This is a genomic window from Thermoproteus thermophilus, assembly GCF_055392855.1.
On record NZ_AP042466.1, the window covers coordinates 391,869 to 405,266 of the forward strand.

Consider the following 13,398-nt stretch of genomic DNA (forward strand, 5'->3'; position numbering starts at 1 on the left):
AAAAATCTCACTGTTGTTTATAAATATTGATGATGAGGCTCAGGTCGCCGAGGGTTGACGAAATTGCACGTCGCTGAGGGCCCTCACCGCTAGCCACAACGCGTAGTTCACGGGCGTCTCGACGCCCGCCCGCCTGCCGTAGGAGACCACTGCGCCGTTTATGTAGTCCACCTCGGTCCTCCTCCCGGCCAAGACGTCTTGGAGCATCGAGGAGTAGTTCTCGCGGGTGGCGGCAGCCACTCTGAGGAGCTCCTCCACAGGGTCCGCCGGGAGCTTCACGCCCAGCCTCTCCGCCACGAGGCCTGCCTCCCTCGCCGCCGCCTCGGCGAGGGCCCTCGCGTGCGGGCTTTCCAGAACAACGCCGTTCTTGGCCCTCAACAAAGCCGTGATGGGGTTTATGGCCGCGTTGACCGCCGTCTTCAGCCATCTGTAGGGCTCTACATCCCGCACAATCCTCACCGATGCACCGCCCGCGCGCAAGGCGTCGGCCAGCTCGCCCGCCTCCTCCGGCAACACCACCTCGCCGTGGCCCCTCAACTCCACAACGCCGCCGATTCGCGATACGCCGTACGTCAAGACGGCGCCTAGGCCTACGCCTAGCCTCTCCCTGATCAGCTCCAAGCCGCCTACGCCGTTCTGGAAGATCACCGGCGTCCCCGCGATCGCCCCCAACGTCGACTCTGTGTCGTAGGCCTTGACCGCCACGAGCGAGTAGCGGACCGAACCGGGGAGCTTGTCCACGAGCACTACCTCGATCGGCTCCTCCGCCCCCTCTATCCTCATCGCGTATTTATCCCGGCGCGTCCTCGTCACCGCGTACGGCACATGGCCCGCCTTGTCGAGGAAATAGGCCAACAAGGTCCCGACGGCTCCGAGCCCGATTATGCCGAACACGTAGGAATGCTCTTTTATCCTTAATTTTTTCGCCGTAAGTCCTTCTCATACTAACTCAATATTACTTAAATATTACAACACCATCTTTTTAAATATAGGAGATCAATATGTCGTCCCACAGCCCTCGCCGCCCTTGGCCTAAGCCTCCGCGGCCTCCCGCGGGGGCGACGGGGGATAGGCGGGCGGTCCTGGACGGGGCAACCCGCCCGGGGTCGTCCGCCGAATCGGCGCCGACGGCGGGGCTGTGGGACGCTTCTCTTCCTCTCAGAATATACACAGAGGTGGCGGGCCCGGCGGGATTTGAACTCGCGGGGACTTTCAACCCTCCCGCGACCTACGGCTCCGAAGGCCGCCGCTCTTCCATGCTGAGCTACGGGCCCTTTACATACGTTTCCAAATCTATTTAAGCTTTGCGTGATCCAGCCCCTTGGCAAGGAGAAAGCGGATTGGATTTGTTCTTAGACAAAACTTAGACCGAGCTCGAGGATGGGGCGACGGCGCGTCAGGCCAACCGCGGCGGCCTCCACTCGCACTTATAACCGGAGAGGTCCTCGCCCTCGACCTCGGCCAACGCGTCATATGGGTTCTTGATCTCCGACAAGGGCCTCCCGGTGCCGCCCCTTAAATATGCCACTACCTCGGCCATTATGCTGAGGGCTATCTCCCCCGCAGTCTTGGCGCCTATATCCAGCCCCGCGGGGGACCTCAGCCTCCTCTCCAGCTCCTCCTTGGGTATGCCGCGCTGCATGAGCTCCTTGATTATCAAGGCGGCCCTCTTCTTGCTGGCCAAGACGGCCACGTAGCCCGCGCCCCTTCTCAACGCTATCTCGGCCGCGTCCACGTCGCGGGGGCTCCCTCCCTCGTTGGCCACGATTACGACGGAGCCCTCGGACACGAGCCTCTCCAAGTCGGAAAACTCGCCGGAGTAGGCGGCCCCGGCCGCCTTATGCCCCAAGGCCGCTACGTTGTACCCCATAGCGACTGCGATCTCGGAAACGCGCCTCGCCACTTCGCCGGAGCCGGCCACTATCACAGAGGGCCTCAACAAGACGACCTCGGCGTATATCTCCGCGCCCCCAGCCCTCAGCCGGGCCCTCTCGCCCAACTTGCCCAAGCCCCGCACCGCCTCGAGCACGTCAGACGTCAAGAGGTCCAACATGGGCCTCCCGTCGACCACCACGTCCACGTAGGACTTCTGCCCGTCGAAGACCTTGACCAACACCGCGACGTCGCCCCTCCTGGCGGCTAGGTCCAACGCCTTGAACAGCTCGCAGACGGACACGTGGACTACTGGTTTTCTGTTGAAAAGCTTTAATAGCGGTCCCGGAGGATTCATGCTCTACGTAGTGGTGGACGGCTTCTTCGGCGATACCGGCAAGGGCAAAGTCGTAGCGTATCTAGCAACCGCGGACAAGCCCGCGTTGTGCGTCAGGACGGGCGCCCCCAACGCTGGCCACACGGTGGCGTGGCGGGGCGACGTCGTCGTGCTGCGCTCCTTGCCCTCGTGTTTTGTCCACGAGGGGGCGAAGTTGGCGGTGGCCCCCGGCGCGTTAATAAGGATAGACGTCTTCCTCTCGGAGGCGGAGAGGCTCGGCAAGGGGCGCAGCTACGTGGACTTCAACACGGGCGTGATAGAGGACGTCCACGTGGAGGCCGAGAGGAGAGATGAGTTCCTCATGAAGACGGTGGGCTCCACGGGGCAAGGAGTCGGCGCCGCCATGGTGGACAGAGTGTTGAGGAGGTTGAGGCTGGCGAAGGACTTCGACGTCCTGAAGCCCTATCTGGCCGACGTCCCGACCATGATACGCGAGCTCAAGGACGAGGGGGTCGTGATCGAGGGGACTCAAGGGACTTTCCTCTCCCTGTACCACGGCACTTACCCCTACGTCACGAGCAGGGACGTCACCGCCAGCGGGGTGCTCAGCGAGGCTGGCGTTGGGCCCAAGGCCGTCGATCACGTGGTGTTGGTGTTCAAGGCCTATGTGACCAGGGTGGGCAACGGACCGCTTCCGGGGGAGCTCCCGCCGGAGGAGGCGGAGAGGAGGGGCTGGGCGGAACGGGGCGCCGTGACGGGGAGGCCCAGGAGGGCCGCGCCCTTCAACTTAGAGCTCGCCAAACGCGCCGTGCTCCTCAACACGCCGACGCAGATCGCTGTGACGAAGGTGGACGCCCTCTTCAAGGAGGCCGCCGGGAAGACGCGTTGGCAAGACCTCCCGCTGGAGGCGAGGAGATGGATCGAGGAGCTGGAATCGCAGTTGAGGACGCCGATAACTCTCATAGGCACAGGCCCGGAGCCCCAACACATGGTCGATCTGAGGCGCGAGAAGGGAGTATAAAGAGACGGGGCTAACCGCACAGCCTCAACGACAAGGCCTCCTCTATGAGCTTCTCCACAGGCCACCGCTTGTAGTCGTATAGGACAGTCCTAGCGTCGCGCGCCCTTCTGTAGGCCTCGGCGCGGCTCGCCCCCTCCCTTATCATCTTGAGCATGTGGAACTCCGAGAGCACGAGGGGGAGCGCCCTCTGTAAGTTCTCCTGGATCTTCTCCTCGTCTACGTGGACGCTTTTCAACACCTTCAAGGCGCTATTTAATATCTCGTCCACGGCGAGGATAGCCTCGGGGATCCACGCCCTCTCGTTGGCCGAGTTGGTGAGGTCGCGCTCGTGCCAAAGCGCTATGTTCTCGTAGGCCACGTGGGCTAACGCCCGCACGTACCTCGCGAGGCTCACTATCCGCTCCGACGCTGTGGGGTTGGCCTTGTGGGGCATCGCCGACGAGCCGCCGCCTCTCTCCACGACTTCCCCTATCTCGGGCCTCGATAGCTCTCTTATCTCGACGGCCAACCGCTCGAAGACGGCGGCCGTCAACGCGAGCGCCGAGGCGAGGACCGCGAACGTCTCCCGGGGCGCCACCTGCGTGGAGATGGGATGATACGGCAGCCCCAGCCTCTCGGCAACGCGCCTCCTGACCTCGGGCCCCAGCCCGCCCCAAGACGCCATGGTCCCGACGGCGCCGCCTATCTTCGCCTTGATCAAGTCCTCGGCCAAGGAGAGCTGTCTACAAGCTATGTAGAGTTCATAGTAGTAGTTGGCGAATTTGAAGCCCAACGTTATGGGCTCGGCCCACTGCCCGTGGGTCCTCCCCACCATCTCCAACGCCTTGTACCTCCTCGCCAGCTGGGCCAGCTCCTCGCCCACCGCCCTCGCCCTCTCCTTCAGTATCGACAAGGCCCGCCTTATGAGGAGGGCCCACGCCGTGTCGATCACGTCATTCGACGTAGCGCCGTAGTGGACGAAACGACACCCGCTCCTCTCCTCCAACAACTGCACAAGCGCAAGCACGTCGTGTCCGATCTCCCTCTCCAACTGATACACCTCATCTGCTTTCACCTCGGCTCGTCCCAACGACTCGCAACACCCCTTCTCGGCCACGCCTAGCTCCTCCAAGGCGCAAGCCAGAGCCCGTTCTACTTCCAGGTAAGCGTCCATGACCGACTGCCTCGAGAAAAGGCGCCTCACCTCCTCTGTGCCGTAACGCCAGTCGAAGGGCGATATGGGCTCCACGTAAAACAATGGGCGTATTAAAAATAAGCCATCCCCGATATCTTTAAGCTGTTGGTTAAAATACACGGCGGTAATGCCTAAAACGTCGGTCGAGCTCGCTTCTATGTGTATAGAAGCCGTCAAGCCCTACTCGCCCGAGGCGGCCAAGGCCGCTCAGAAGCTCGGCATACCGGTCAAGGACGACGCCGATTTCGTGTTGGTGTACGGCGCCGATAGGGACATATTGGAGGCCTTGAGGACGAGGGACGAGGTGGTGGTGGGCATATCGCCTAGAGGAGTCGACGCGGAGCTGGCCTTCGCGTCGGAGGACTTATACAGCCTCGTTGCGGCCAAGTCGGAATGCGCGGTCCTCAAAATACCTAGACTTCACGCCGAGTCTGGGGGCTCCTTGGCGAGGGCCGTGAACGAGGTGGCGGTCTTTCCCAGGAGGTCGGCCGCCTTGATGTCGTATAACGTGGGCGTCGACGGCAGAGTGCTCTTCAGCGATGTGGCCGACGGCGTGTTGGTGTCCACGCCGTTGGGGTCCTCGGCCTACGCTAGATCGGCCGGCGGCTCCGTCATAGACCCGGAGGCCGAGGTCCTCGAGATAGTGCCGGTCAACTCCACCGCGCGGAGGCCTCCCTATATCGTCAAGCTGGGCAGAATAGTGGAGATATCGGGCGTGAGATCTAGGTATTTGCCGGAGCTCATAGCCGATGGCCGCGTCAGGATCCCGTTGGCCGAGGGCGTCGCGAGGATCTGGGCAGGCTCCACGGCCAGGTTGTTGAAGCCGATGGCCGCGAGGACCGTCGCCGAGAGCAACGTGAAGATGTCGCCCTCCATGCGGTACGTGTTCAAGGTCTTGGAGGAGAAGGGGCCCTTGACGTCGCGCTCCATCGCCGAGTTGACGGGCTTGCCCATGAGGACCGTGGAACACGCCTTGAGCACCTTGAGGAGGGCCGGGCTAGTGGAGGCGAAGATAGTGAACGGCGTGCGCATCTACTCGGTCCGGCCGTAGTAGCCGCACATGGGGCAATAGCCGTCCTTGAGCCTATGCCCGCAGACGGGGCAAGGCGCCTCGGAGTCTTTCTCGTACCTCAATCCCCTCTCCTTGAACGCCTTGTACAGATACTTCGCGGCCCCCGCGATCGGTATATCGGCTTTATACCCCTCGGCCCTCTTCGCCAAGACTTCGTACAACGCGGCGAAGCCGCTGCCGACCTCTAGGGGGTCCTTCCTCCTCCACAATATCGAGTCGGGGATTAGGCCCTTGAACTCCTCCCTGACGATGTATTTGCCGACGCCGTCCTTCACCTTCTCCTCGGCGGGCACGGAGAGGGCGTATTGGACCACTTCAGGGTCGAGGTAGGGCGCCGCGACTTCGACGCCCAAGGCGCGGCCTATGTCGAAGGAGCAGAAATACCAGTTCTTCGTCAACCGACGTATGTACTCGTCGAGCTCCCTCGGGGGGAGCTTGTGCATATAGCTATAGCCCGCGAAGAGCTCGTCGCCGCCGTCGCCGGTACATATCCTCCTGACGCCCAGCTCGGCCGCGGCCCTCATGGATATATAGGCCGCCGCGCAGTTCACCGCCTCCATGGGGTTGAAGACTTTCAATATCCCCACCACCTCCTCGGCGGCTTTCACCGCCTCCTCGTCGTCGGCCCAGATCACCGTGAGCCTCAACCTCAAGGCCCTCGCGGCCTCCAGCGCGTAAGGCAAGTCGGTCCCCGGGGCGGGGGCGTACTGCGCATTGAAGGCCTTGGGCCTAAAGCCCCCCTCGACCAGCGCCCAGGCGACTGTGGCGGAGTCCAGCCCTCCCGACAACAAAACGCCGTCGCATCCGGCGCGGGACGCCGCGCGTATCAACAATTGGGGGAGGCTCATGCCAACGAGGCGATGTAGTAGTCGACGTATTTCTTGACGTCGAGGCACCTAAAAGGTATAGACGCGCCTAGCCTCTTGGCCTTCACCACCAAGGTGTGGTACTCCCCCTTTTCGCCGATGGGGTCGACTCCGAAGGATTTGGCCCTCTCCAAGAACCGCCCAGCCCTTTGTTCGTCCACGTAGTCGCACACCAGATCGACGTACTTAGCCCCTATCAACCACGAAGTCCAGCTCCTCGGCCTCCTTGGCCAAGGCCTCAGCTGGGTCCAGCCCCCATAGAGGCTCCCTCAACTTCGCGCCGGCCTCGTCGGCTAGCCTCTCCATGTACTTCAAGTGCTCCTCGACGGCTTGATCGCCGGCCACCAATGTTGGCGGAGCTCCTTCCCCTTGTCCACTTTGAGCACCGCCACGGGCACCCCCAACGCGTTGGCGAGCTCTATCGCCTTGTGTAGGTTGAGCAGATGCGGCGAAGGGCGCGGGAACTGGTACACGAAAACCACGAAGAGGTCCACGGGCCATTCCAGCAACGCCGCGTAGACGCTGTCCTTGCCGGCCGAGAACAAGGCCGCCTTCAGCATGTGCGGAGATCGACCCCATTTTTTAAGTCGTACTTCTATCCCGTTTTTAAAAGCCTGCGCGGGGAAACGTTTAAAAACAACGCCGCTCCGTGAGCCGTGTCGGCGCCTCTTGCCCAGAGGAGCTGGAAGGAGCTCGTCCTCGTGAAGGACAGCCCGATGCGGAGGATATACATAGAAAAAGTGGTCGTGAACATCGGAGTGGGGGAAGGCGGGGAGAGGCTCGAGAAGGCGAGGGCCCTCCTCGAGGAATTGACTGGGCAGAAGCCCTCAGTGAGGAAGGCCAAGAAAAGCATAAAGGAGTGGAACGTCAGAAGGGGCGAGCCCATAGCCGTGGCGGTCACGCTCAGAAGGGATAAGGCGATCCAGTTCTTGGCCAGAGCGCTCGTCGCATTGAACAACAGAGTTAAGGCGTCCAACTTCGACGATAGGGGGAACGTGTGTTTCGGGATAAAGGAACACATAATGCTCCCCGGCGTCAAATACGACCCAGCGGTCGGCGTGTGGGGCATGGACGTCTGCGTGCGCCTAGCCAAGCCGGGCCTTAGAGTGCAGCTGAGGAGGCGGAGGAGGAGCAAGGTCGGGAGGGGCCAACTAGTGACCAAGGAGGAGGCCATCGAGTTCTTCCAGAAGGTCCTCGGGGTCCAAGTGGATTGAGGCCCTAAACGCCCAGATACGCCTTCTTGACGTGGGAGTTCTCCATTAGATCGCCCGAAGGGCCCGAGAGGACCACTCTGCCGTTTTCCAAGACGTAGCCGTAGTCGGCCACCGCAAGCGCTGCCGAGACGTTCTGCTCTACCAACAGTATAGTCGACGTCTCCTTGATCCTCTTAAATGCCTCGAGCATCTCGGCCACCACCTTCGGCGCAAGGCCCGCCGAGGGCTCGTCCACCAAGAGGACCTCGGGCCTGGACATGAGGGCTCTGCCGATCGCCAACATCTGTTGTTCGCCTCCGCTTAGAGTCCCCGCCTTCTGTCTCCTGCGCTCCTTGAGCCTAGGGAACAACGAGTAGACGTACTCCAACGAGTCGTCGATATGGCGGTGCGCCCTCTTTACATAGGCTCCCATCAATAGGTTCTCCTCGACGGTCATGTTAGGGAAGAGGCGTCTGCCCTCCGGGACCAAGACTATGCCCAATTCCACTTTTTTGTGGGGCGGCGTCCTCGTAACGTCCACGCCGTTGAGGTATACGCCTCCGCCCCACGGCTTGACTATGCCCATGATGGAGAAGAGGGTGGTGGTCTTCCCCGCGCCGTTGGGGCCTATCAACGTCGTTATGGTGCCTTTCTGGACCTCTAAAGAGATCTTGAACAACACTTGCACCTTGCCGTAGCCCGCATCTAGCTCCTTTACGTTCAACGCCATGGCTTCCCCAAGTATATCTCCACTACTACGGGATTGTTGAGGGCCACGTCGGGCGGCCCCTCGGCGATCACCTTGCCTTGATGCATCACCACGACTCTGTCCGCGAGCTGGACCACCGCCTTCATTCTGTGCTCCACGAGCGAAAGCGCCGAGATGCCCTTCTCCTCGACTATTCTCTTGATCAACCTCGTCATGTTGTCTATCTCGCCGGGGTTAAGCCCAGCCATGACCTCGTCGAGCAGTAACAACTTGGGCCTCCCCGCCAGAGCCCTCGCAAGTTCTAAAAGCCTCAGCTCATTGAAGGTCAACCTCCCGGCCAGCTCCTCGGCCTTTTTGCCAAGGCCGACGTACTCCACGGCCTCCTTCGCCGCCTCTCTGGCCTTGTGTAGGTCGAGCCCGCCGTTGAACACGGCCCCGACGACCACGTTGTCGAGCACTGTCAACTCGGGGAACGGCTTGGGGACTTGGAAGGCTCTGGAGATGCCCATCTTAGCCCTGGCGTAGGCCGGCAACTTCGTTATGTCGCGTCCCTCGAAGAGGACTTTGCCGGAGTCCGGTTTATATACTCCGTTGATCACGTTGAGGAGGGTCGTCTTGCCGGATCCGTTGGGCCCCACCACGGCCACGAATTCGCCCTTATCTATCTTTAAGCTGACGCCCTGGAGAGCCGTCAGCCCTCCGAAACGTTTAACGACGTCGAGCACTTCGAGGAGCCTCATGGAATCCACTCCCTCACTTTTGGGGGTACACGGGCCCTCAGCTCGCCTATTATGCCCCTAGGCGCCACGAGGATCACGGCCAACACGAGCAACGGAGTAACTAATGATTGATACGCCGGCAAGATCTGGCCTAGGAGGAGCCTCAAGGGGACGTACAAGAGACCTCCAACGACGGCGCCCGTGACCGTGCCCGCACCGCCGAGGAACATGACGGCCAAGCCGTCGAGTATGTAGTCCACCTTGAACGCAGTGTCGGGGAAGATTTGCGTCGCCGCTAGGGGAAACGCTGCAGATCCCAGCAGAGCCGAGAAGACCGAGCTCAAGGTGAAGGCTATCAGCTTATACTTCGTGGGGTTGACGCCCATGACCTTGGCCGCGTCTTCATCTTGTCTTATCGCCGCGAGCGCGTACCCGATCTCGCCGCTTTGGAGCAAATAAGTGGCCACCACGGCCATGAACCCCGTCGTAAGTATCAATATCGTAGAGCCCTCTGTGGAGAGGGACAAGGCCAACTCGCGTCCGTATTCCTGAAACATGTTATAGCCCAACACCAAGCCGGAGCTCCCGCCCCATATGCCGGCCCCTATTATCAAGTCCTTTAGGGCCTCGTTTATGCCGATAGTGGCGATAGCGAAATAGGCGCTCCTCAACCTGAGCGCCACTGCGCCTATGGCTAGGGCGAGGCCTCCGGCTAACGCTATTCCGAACAACAACCCCACCGGCAGAGTCCATATGCCGAGTTGCGGCAAATACGCTATAGCGATGCCGAGGCCGTAGGCTCCCATTGCTATGAACGCGGCGTATCCGAAGTTCACGTATCCGGTGAGTCCTACGAAGATGTTCACCGCCTGGCCCAGGGCCATGTAGAAGGCTATGGCGGCGATCGTCTGCGACATGTCGGGCCTAATTATGCTAAGGGCGATGAGCGATATGTATATGGCGAGAGGCACGTGGGGCTTCATGTCTTAAAGAGCCCGGTCGGCCTGAAGAGCAAGAACAACACCAGTATGACGAAACCCACGAACAACGCCATCTGGTAAGGCGCGGCGAAGCCCAACGATGTGAACAGCGGGTATCCCAGCGAGAGTATCTCGCCGAATATCAAGCCGGCCACGTAGGCGCCCATTGTGGACTCCAGTCCGCCCATCACCGATATGACGAAGGCCATCAACGTGTAGGGATCGCCCATGTACGGGTTTATGCCCACTGGGATGAAGAGGGTGAGCAACACGCCGCCGGCGGTGGTTAACGCTATCCCTATCGCCGTACTTGAGGCGAAGACGCGCTCGACGTTAATGCCGACTATCTGGGCTCCTATCGGGTCTTGTACCACCGCCCTTATCGCCCTGCCGAAGCTAGTCTTGTAGAGCAAGATTTGTAAGGCCAACGCTATGATCAAGGCGGCGACGGCGCCGAGGAGTCGAGATAGTTGAATTACATAGCCCGACAAAGATATAGAGCCTATGTTCCACGTGAACCCCACCACGTTGGGCCCCCACGCTATACGGGCCAGCTCGGCCATGAGGGATCCCAAGGCGAAGAGGGCCACCAACACGTGCATATCACCGGCCTTGCGCAATGGCCTTATCACCGCGTAGTACAGCGCGAGGCCCGCCAACGCGCCGATGGCTAGGCCGGCGAATACGGAGATCAGCGGAGGATAGGCCCAGAACAAGAAGAAGAAATAGGCCACGTATGCGCCCAACATAACGAAGGAGCCGTGAGCTACGTTTATCACCTTGAGTATGCCGAATATGAAGCTCAGCCCTATGGCGATTAGGCCGTAAATCGAACCGACTATGAGGCCGTTTAAAAAATAGGGGACTGGGTCTATCATTACGGTTTACAGAGCTGGCCCGAGGCTCTTTGGCTCCAAGTCAGAGACGGATAGAACAACTTGCTCTGCGCGGCCACAGAGGGCCATACGACCACCCTCTGGCCGGCCTGCCACTGGGTCACCACCATGGAGTGCGCTATGTTGAGGCCGTTGGTCGCGTTCATCTTGAACTCGCCGAAGAACGTCATGAAGTCGGAGTTGGCGAGCGCTTGTCTTACCAAGTTAGGATCAACGCTGCCGGCTTTCTGGACTCCGTATAACAACACTAGCACGCCCTCGGCGGCCCAGCCGGCCTCATAGCCGGGGTCCACCTCCTTGCCAGACATCTGTTTGGCCACTTGTCTGAAATACGATACGAACTCGTCGCGGGTCGGCCCGAACCAATCGATCCCCTTTTGTTTAGCCAAATCGGGGGTGTAGTTGACGCCGGGCTCCCAATGCGATGGGCCGACTATACACTCGGCCAAGGAGCCGTTGCCGACGCGGAGGGCGTTGTAGTAATCGGGCACGAGGGGGGCCACCGTCAAGGCGATCAGCTTGGCGTTGACGTTCTGTTGATACAACGTCTGCGTCACCAACTGGCCGTCCGCGTAGTGGGCGGCCACGAGTATTATATCGGGCTTAGCGTTCTTGACGTCGAGGACTTGTGTGGTTACGTCTTGCGTGGTGGGCGGATACGAGTCGTAGACCACAACTTGGAATCCCAACTGCTGGGCGTACGCCTTAGCGCCCGAGGCCACGTATCTATCGAACTCATCATCGCTGTAGAGTATGGCGACGGTCTTGGCGTTAGGGTCTACGGCCTTGACCATGTCGAGGACGGACCAGAAGTAGTGGCTGGCGGGCGAGGCCACCCCGATGACGTACTTGAACCCTTGTTGGAATATGCGGTCGGAGGACGCGCCGACTACCGCCATCAAAACGCCGTATTTCTCGGCCACGGGCGACACCGCCAGGGCCAAGTCGGAGCCGTAGGGGCTGAGCAAGAAGTTTACGTGTTGTTGCGTGATCAAACTCTCGGCGATGCTGGAGGCCAGCTGCGCGTTGGATTGAGAATCTTGGTAGATCAGATTGACCTTCACCATCTTGCCGCCGCAGTTTATTCCGCCGTGGTCGTTTATCCAATTCACGGCGGCTAAGGCACCCCACAGTATATACTGGCCCTCGGTTGCGTACTTGCCGCTTATAGCGGCCGGCGTCCCTATGACTATGACGTCGGGACATTGGGCGCCGGCAACGCTGGTCGTCGCCGAGGTCGTGGAGCTAGTCGTTGGTGGGGCTGTGGTGGAGGTAGCGCTGGTCGTCGCCGAGGTCGTGGAGCTAGTCGTTGGTGGGGCTGTGGTGGAGGTAGCGCTGGTCGTCGCCGAGGTCGTGGAGCTGGGAGGAGTCGACTGTTTCTGAGTTGCCAGAATCCCCACGACCAAGGCTATTACCAAGACCGCTATGACTATTCCGATTATTGCTGATTGTTTCATGTTACTGTCGCGTAGATAGGGTTTATAAGTATTTATACTCTTCAATTACGCTTTTCGTAAAAATGATATTTATCATCTAGATTTTTAGATCATCAAGGGGATCTCCCTGCGTTGTTGCGCCGGGTGCATCAACGCCTCGATGTTTTTCTCTACCAAGAAGGCATACTTCTGCGCGTGCTCTTGCAACTTGGAGGTGTCCAGCTGGATCCCCGTTATCTTCCCCACGGCCTCTATCAACTTCAACGCGGCGGTGACGTCGGGGCCAACGCGGCCCACCAAGTCGTTTATTATCATGACGACGTCTCTGTGGCTCGCCACCTTGCCCCCCTCTATTAGCCTCTTGACTGCCGTCAAGAGCTTGGACTCGGCGAGGATCAACACGCCGTCGATGGACCGCCCCAACACGGCGTCTAGGAAGGCGCCCTCGAGGCCCGCGACCGTGGCCTCCTTCAAGGGGATTAGGCCGTAGGACTTGAATTTATCGACTAAGTGCTCCTCCGTGACGAAATACACGGCATCCCCCTCGCCGATGGCGGCGGTGGCCGAGAGGCAGATCACGTCCCTCACCTTGTTCTCCTCGGCCCAGTCGAGGACCTTGCCCACGAACTCGGCGTATATCTGCGGGGGCACGGGCATGTGCTGCCTTATGGCGAGGAGGCCAAAGTCCTTGCTGTAGAATATTCTATGCGGCAGCTTCGCCGCGCCGTTGACCACGGCCACGACGGGCGGCAGCTCGGGTATCCTTATTGCGCCTATCTCCTCCATCTTGAGCGTATCTATGACGTACTCCACGGCCACGACGCCAGCTAGGGAGGGCTCGGGACACGCCAAGAGCAAGCTGTTCCTCTTGTCCCTCGGCAAAGCGCTTATCTTGAACTCCAGTTTCATGGCGATGAGACGCCGTCTGTTTAAAAACATGTCTGCGGCCGTGCCTCAGCCGACGTGGGTCTTGCCCCGGCCGCCCGAGGACCCATTGCGCGGGCTCCGGATATGTGCGTGGAATAGGCCACGGCTTCAAGAAGCAGGCGCGTGGAGGGGCTCGCCGACGCGAGGATATGGAGCTACTCAGCGATAAGGTTCAGGAAGGGGACTAATTGTATTC

The 13,398-nt window shown here is 60.3% G+C and carries 17 protein-coding genes and 1 tRNA gene; 4 read left to right on the plus strand and 14 right to left on the minus strand.

Annotated elements, in window-relative coordinates; translation table 11 throughout:
• Positions 1-39 precede the first annotated feature (39 nt).
• From ACZ5PA_RS02315 to ACZ5PA_RS02325, 3 genes are all read right to left on the minus strand, one after another.
• Positions 40-894, minus strand: coding sequence for a ketopantoate reductase family protein (locus ACZ5PA_RS02315; protein WP_464930683.1), 855 nt, complete (start codon positions 892-894; stop codon positions 40-42).
• A 282-nt stretch (positions 895-1,176) separates the two neighbouring features.
• A tRNA-Arg gene (locus ACZ5PA_RS02320) sits at positions 1,177-1,274 on the minus strand.
• 122 nt (positions 1,275-1,396) lie between these two features.
• Positions 1,397-2,176: an XdhC family protein gene (locus ACZ5PA_RS02325; protein ID WP_464930684.1), complete on the minus strand. Its 780-nt coding sequence runs from the start codon at positions 2,174-2,176 to the stop codon at positions 1,397-1,399.
• A gap of 52 nt (positions 2,177-2,228) precedes the next feature.
• Between ACZ5PA_RS02325 and ACZ5PA_RS02330 the strand changes: the two genes are divergently transcribed.
• Positions 2,229-3,230, plus strand: a complete 1,002-nt coding sequence (locus ACZ5PA_RS02330; protein ID WP_464930685.1) for an adenylosuccinate synthetase — start codon at positions 2,229-2,231, stop codon at positions 3,228-3,230.
• Between the two features lie 10 nt (positions 3,231-3,240).
• Here ACZ5PA_RS02330 and purB read toward each other — a convergent pair whose 3' ends face one another.
• Positions 3,241-4,458: an adenylosuccinate lyase gene (purB, locus tag ACZ5PA_RS02335; RefSeq protein ID WP_464930686.1), complete on the minus strand. Its 1,218-nt coding sequence runs from the start codon at positions 4,456-4,458 to the stop codon at positions 3,241-3,243.
• 103 nt (positions 4,459-4,561) lie between these two features.
• Here purB and ACZ5PA_RS02340 point away from each other — a divergent pair, with 103 nt between their 5' ends.
• On the plus strand, positions 4,562-5,455 hold the full coding sequence (locus ACZ5PA_RS02340) for an ArsR family transcriptional regulator (protein ID WP_464930687.1): 894 nt from the start codon (positions 4,562-4,564) through the stop codon (positions 5,453-5,455).
• Here the strand turns inward: ACZ5PA_RS02340 and ACZ5PA_RS02345 are convergent.
• From ACZ5PA_RS02345 to ACZ5PA_RS02360, 4 genes are read right to left on the minus strand one after another with little or no spacing between them, the layout of a single operon-like run.
• Positions 5,437-6,324: an asparagine synthase-related protein gene (locus ACZ5PA_RS02345; protein ID WP_464930688.1), complete on the minus strand. Its 888-nt coding sequence runs from the start codon at positions 6,322-6,324 to the stop codon at positions 5,437-5,439. The two genes, ACZ5PA_RS02340 and ACZ5PA_RS02345, sit on opposite strands and share 19 nt — an antisense overlap.
• Positions 6,321-6,542, minus strand: coding sequence for a hypothetical protein (locus ACZ5PA_RS02350; protein WP_464930689.1), 222 nt, complete (start codon positions 6,540-6,542; stop codon positions 6,321-6,323). Before ACZ5PA_RS02350 ends, ACZ5PA_RS02345 begins: the two co-directional genes overlap by 4 nt.
• Positions 6,529-6,687 carry a hypothetical protein gene (locus tag ACZ5PA_RS02355; protein ID WP_464930690.1) on the minus strand — a complete coding sequence of 53 codons (159 nt, stop codon included), beginning with the start codon at positions 6,685-6,687 and terminating at the stop codon, positions 6,529-6,531. Before ACZ5PA_RS02355 ends, ACZ5PA_RS02350 begins: the two co-directional genes overlap by 14 nt.
• Positions 6,654-6,902: a hypothetical protein gene (locus ACZ5PA_RS02360; RefSeq protein WP_464930691.1), complete on the minus strand. Its 249-nt coding sequence runs from the start codon at positions 6,900-6,902 to the stop codon at positions 6,654-6,656. Before ACZ5PA_RS02360 ends, ACZ5PA_RS02355 begins: the two co-directional genes overlap by 34 nt.
• Before the next feature lie 156 nt (positions 6,903-7,058).
• On the opposite strand from ACZ5PA_RS02360, the gene ACZ5PA_RS02365 reads away from it, so the two are divergent.
• Positions 7,059-7,556 carry a 50S ribosomal protein L5 gene (locus tag ACZ5PA_RS02365; protein WP_464931264.1) on the plus strand — a complete coding sequence of 166 codons (498 nt, stop codon included), beginning with the start codon at positions 7,059-7,061 and terminating at the stop codon, positions 7,554-7,556.
• A gap of 4 nt (positions 7,557-7,560) precedes the next feature.
• On the opposite strand, the gene ACZ5PA_RS02370 is transcribed toward ACZ5PA_RS02365, so the two are convergent.
• Genes ACZ5PA_RS02370 through ACZ5PA_RS02390 form a run of 5 tightly spaced genes read right to left on the minus strand, consistent with a single transcriptional unit; the run spans position 7,561 to position 12,032 of the window.
• Positions 7,561-8,265, minus strand: a complete 705-nt coding sequence (locus tag ACZ5PA_RS02370; protein ID WP_464930692.1) for an ABC transporter ATP-binding protein — start codon at positions 8,263-8,265, stop codon at positions 7,561-7,563.
• Positions 8,256-8,984, minus strand: a complete 729-nt coding sequence (locus ACZ5PA_RS02375) for an ABC transporter ATP-binding protein (protein WP_464930693.1) — start codon at positions 8,982-8,984, stop codon at positions 8,256-8,258. Before ACZ5PA_RS02375 ends, ACZ5PA_RS02370 begins: the two co-directional genes overlap by 10 nt.
• A complete protein-coding gene (locus ACZ5PA_RS02380; protein WP_464930694.1) occupies positions 8,981-9,946 on the minus strand; it encodes a branched-chain amino acid ABC transporter permease in 966 nt (321 codons plus the stop codon). Before ACZ5PA_RS02380 ends, ACZ5PA_RS02375 begins: the two co-directional genes overlap by 4 nt.
• On the minus strand, positions 9,943-10,821 hold the full coding sequence (locus ACZ5PA_RS02385) for a branched-chain amino acid ABC transporter permease (RefSeq protein WP_464930695.1): 879 nt from the start codon (positions 10,819-10,821) through the stop codon (positions 9,943-9,945). Before ACZ5PA_RS02385 ends, ACZ5PA_RS02380 begins: the two co-directional genes overlap by 4 nt.
• Positions 10,821-12,032 carry an amino acid ABC transporter substrate-binding protein gene (locus ACZ5PA_RS02390; RefSeq protein WP_464931265.1) on the minus strand — a complete coding sequence of 404 codons (1,212 nt, stop codon included), beginning with the start codon at positions 12,030-12,032 and terminating at the stop codon, positions 10,821-10,823. Before ACZ5PA_RS02390 ends, ACZ5PA_RS02385 begins: the two co-directional genes overlap by 1 nt.
• Here ACZ5PA_RS02390 and ACZ5PA_RS02395 point away from each other — a divergent pair.
• The gene (locus ACZ5PA_RS02395) at positions 12,031-12,222 is read left to right on the plus strand and encodes a hypothetical protein (RefSeq protein ID WP_464931281.1); all 192 of its coding nucleotides are present in this window, start codon (positions 12,031-12,033) and stop codon (positions 12,220-12,222) included. The two genes, ACZ5PA_RS02390 and ACZ5PA_RS02395, sit on opposite strands and share 2 nt — an antisense overlap.
• Positions 12,223-12,380: 158 nt before the next feature.
• On the opposite strand, the gene ACZ5PA_RS02400 is transcribed toward ACZ5PA_RS02395, so the two are convergent.
• Positions 12,381-13,184, minus strand: coding sequence for a proteasome assembly chaperone family protein (locus ACZ5PA_RS02400; RefSeq protein WP_464930696.1), 804 nt, complete (start codon positions 13,182-13,184; stop codon positions 12,381-12,383).
• Positions 13,185-13,398: the final 214 nt, after the last annotated feature.